Origin of the sequence: Frankia sp. KB5 (assembly GCF_002099325.1) — a bacterium.
GTDB lineage: Bacteria > Actinomycetota > Actinomycetes > Frankiales > Frankiaceae > Frankia > Frankia casuarinae.
In genome coordinates, this window is record NZ_MRUJ01000215.1 from 1 (window position 1) to 2,965 (window position 2,965).

Sequence of the window (2,965 nt, forward strand, 5' to 3'; positions counted from 1 at the left end):
CAGCCGGTTCCCGGCCACGGCGTCGACTACAGCGCCCGCGTGGACGGCCGCGGTGGCTACGTCCCAATCGGGGAAAACTCTAGCTGGAAGCGTTTACTTGGGGACCCGGCTGCCCTTGTTCTCGTCGCCGTCCTTGCCGCTTGCCGAGCAGTTGCCCTCGTGAGAAACCCAGGTCGCTCTGAATGGCCGGCGTCGCCACGGTCACGACGCTGCCGTCCTGAACGATCATCAGCTGGAAGATGCGGCGGCGGTGGAAGGCGTGGCTCTCGTGGCTACTGAGCCCGCTGGCGGGCCCGCCGGACCGGCTGAGGGCTCTTCGCTGGTCCGGCCAGATGCCCCTCGATCAAGCGGTTCATCGCCCGCAGGAAGACCTCCCGCTCCTTGGTGGGAAGCGCCGCCAACGCCTCCTCATGGACCCGATCGACGATCTCCTGGCTCCGCGCGGCGATCCGCGCGCCCGCCTCGGTGACCGCGATGATCCGAGCCCGCCGGTCCCTGGCGGAGGGCCGACGTTCGGCGAGGCCGGCCTTCTCCAAGGCGTCCACGGTGACCACCATCGTTGTCTTGTCCATGTCGCCGATCTCGGCGAGCTGGATCTGGGTGCGCTCCTCCTCCAGGGCATGCACCAGCACGCAGTGCATGCGTGCGGTGAGACCGATCTCGGCGAGCGCGGCCGCCATCCGGGTCYGCAGGGCATGACTGGCGTGGTCCAGCAGGAACGACAAGTCTGGTCCGGCGCGGGAGGGTGCCATGGCGGTCATGCCCGCAGCCTAACGACTAGGTCCGTCGCGGATTATCCGTAAGCTTGCTGTCGAGTGGTTGGGGTGACCCAGCCGGCCCGGCTGACCGCGTAGACGGCATGGGCCTCGTCGTGGAGGAACTCGCTGCGGACGTATGCCATGCCGAGGCGTTCGGCGACCCGGACAGACGCGGCGTTGGCCGGGACGATGACCGAGACGACCTCGGTGAGGTCGGGGCGCTGGGCGAACACCCAGGTCAGTGCCGCGGTGGCGGCCTCGGTGGCATAGCCGCGCCCCCAGCGGTCCCGGCGCAGGAACCAGACGGCCTCGATGCCCGGCCAGCCGGGTTCGGTCCACAGCCCCGCCTGGCCRACGAGCTGCCCGCTCGCCTTCTCGACAACCGACCACGGACCTACGCCGGTCAGCACCCAGCAGCCCATGCAGCCGGCCAGGGCATGCCAGACGCCGTCCGGGTCGGTCGGCCGGTGGAAGTAGCGGGTGAACTCGGGATCGGACCAGATCTCGGTGTAGCCGGCGACGTCGTCGTTGTGGATGGGCCGCAGGACGAGCCGGTCCGTCGTGAGAAGGGGAATGATCGTGGTCAGACTCATCGTGTCCGGTAGTTTGCCGGAAGCGTGCGGCACGCCGCGAGAAAGGCGGCGACCGTGGGTTGTGAGGCGGACCGTGGGACCCGCGCGCGAGCCACCGGCTGGATAGCCACGGGTCGTGGCTCTGTTCTGTCTGCTGCACGGAGCCTGGCACGACGCCACGTGCTGGGAGCCCCTCGGAGCGCAACTGCGGGCGCGGGGACATCGGGTGGTGGCACCGGATCTGCCGTTGCACAACCCGGCCACGACGTACGAGGAACGCATCCGCCCGGCGCTCGCCGCCCTCGATGTGGCCATCGTGGCCGCCGGACCCGGGGCGCTCGCGGTACGCCTCTGCCCGCGGCCTGTGCCCCGCGGCCCAGTTCGCCCGGGACGGGTCAGACCATCGCCGGTCGTGTGGACGGCGGCGCCAGGGGCATTCCCCCAGCACAGGCCGGTCGTCGGCCAGGTCCGGGACGAACGGCCCTCGTTCCATCGCCCCTCGGAACGAAGGTCGAGGAGCGGCAGGCCGCCAATGATATCGAACCGCCGAGGGTATCGAGATCGAAGGAGATCACGATGATGATCTGGGATGGGCACACCTGGGGCTGGGGCGGCTGGCTGCTGATGTCGTTCAGCATGGTCGTCTTCTGGGGGCTGGTGATCGGGGTACTGGTTGCTCTCCTGCGCGCGGGCCGCGGCGGCGGGCCGGGTACGTCGGCCGAACCGCCCGGAGTGGAACGGCCCGGTACCGAACGGCCCGGTACCGAACGGCCCGGTACCGAACGGCCCGGCGAGCGGTCGGCCGAGCGGATCCTCGCCGAGCGTTACGCCCGCGGTGAGATCGATGAGGCGGAGTACCACCGCCGCCTGGACGTGTTGCGTGAACGGCCCGGCCCGACGGATCTCACCAGGGCTGGCTGACCGTCGGCTGACCGGCGAGATCGGAGAGGGACCGACGGGATCGGGGGAGGGAAGGCGTCGATGAGCCTGAGCAGGYGGCTGGCGTTGGTGTTCCGGGCCAAGGCCAGCAGGATGTTGGACCGCGCCGAGGATCCGCGTGAGGTTCTCGACTATTCCTACGCTCGGCAGCTCGAGCTGCTGGCGCAGGTCCGCCGCGGGGTCGCGGACGTCGCTACCAGCCGGAAGCGGCTGGAGCTCCAGGTCGAACAGCTACGGGCGGCCGCCGAGCGGCTGTCCGGACAGGCCCGCCAAGCGGTCGCCGCGGGCCGCGACGACCTGGCCAGGGAGGCCCTCGGTCGCCGGGCCGGGGTGGCCGCGCAGTTGGAGGATCTGCGGGAGCAGCATGCGTCGCTGCGAGCGGAGGAGGACCGGTTGACGCTGGCGGCGCGGCGGCTGGCGGCCCAGCTCGAGGCGTTCCGGACCAGGAAGGAGACCGTGAAGGCGACGTACACCGCGGCGGAGGCGCAGACGAAGATCGGCGAGGCGCTGGCGGGGGTCTCCGAGGAGATGGGCGACGTCGGCCTGGCAATCCAGCGGGCCGAGGACAGGACCGAGCAGATGCAGGCCAGGGCCGGCGCGATCGACGAACTACTCGCCTCCGGCGCCTTGGAGACGGCGGCCGGTGGCCCGCGCGGCGACATCCAGGCCGAGCTGGACCGGCTGTCCGCGACCGCC

The 2,965-nt window shown here is 70.9% G+C and carries 4 protein-coding genes; 2 read left to right on the forward strand and 2 right to left on the reverse strand.

What is annotated here, in order from left to right:
* Positions 1-272: 272 nt before the first annotated feature.
* Entirely contained in the window at positions 273-761 is a 489-nt protein-coding gene (locus KBI5_RS19190; protein WP_085016025.1) for a MarR family winged helix-turn-helix transcriptional regulator, read from the reverse strand.
* A gap of 32 nt (positions 762-793) precedes the next feature.
* Positions 794-1,351: a GNAT family N-acetyltransferase gene (locus KBI5_RS19195; RefSeq protein ID WP_011436640.1), complete on the reverse strand. Its 558-nt coding sequence runs from the start codon at positions 1,349-1,351 to the stop codon at positions 794-796.
* A gap of 555 nt (positions 1,352-1,906) precedes the next feature.
* Between KBI5_RS19195 and KBI5_RS19200 the strand changes: the two genes are divergently transcribed.
* Positions 1,907-2,251 (forward strand): SHOCT domain-containing protein, encoded by a 345-nt coding sequence (locus tag KBI5_RS19200; RefSeq protein WP_011436641.1) that lies wholly within the window; start codon positions 1,907-1,909, stop codon positions 2,249-2,251.
* Positions 2,252-2,311: 60 nt separating this feature from the next.
* On the forward strand, positions 2,312-2,965 hold a 654-nt coding region (locus tag KBI5_RS19205), incomplete at its 3' end, for a PspA/IM30 family protein (protein WP_085016026.1).

Excerpts from the sequence above, each read along its gene's own strand:
- KBI5_RS19200 (WP_011436641.1), top strand. The coding sequence starts at position 1,907 with ATGATGATCTGGGATGGGCACACCTGGGGCTGGGGCGGCTGGCTGCTG.